A 237-nucleotide genomic window follows, 5' to 3' on the forward strand; every position below is an offset into this window, starting at 1 on the left:
GGAACAGCTACAGAGGCGTTCTGGGCTGGAACATCATTCCTCGTCGCCTCTTGCGTATTTCAACCCATCTTTTCCCTCGCATCTGATATCTTCGGACGAAAAATTATCCTCATCACCGCCGTTATAGCCTTCACTTTAGGCTCGATTCTAGCCGCCGACGCGAAGGGCTTCTCTATACTTCTAATCGGCCGATCAATTCAAGGTGTGGGTGGTGGAGGGACAATGGTTCTTACAGAA

Annotated in this window: 1 protein-coding gene; it reads left to right on the forward strand. The window is 49.8% G+C overall.

Features of this window, described 5'->3' with window-relative positions; genetic code table 11:
- The coding region (locus tag KVT28_RS26800) for an MFS transporter (protein ID WP_217551354.1) at positions 1–237 on the forward strand (237 nt) is incomplete at both ends.

The sequence above is a fragment of the Pantoea sp. GbtcB22 genome (assembly GCF_019091025.1).
GTDB classification, from domain to species: domain Bacteria; phylum Pseudomonadota; class Gammaproteobacteria; order Enterobacterales; family Enterobacteriaceae; genus Pantoea; species Pantoea leporis.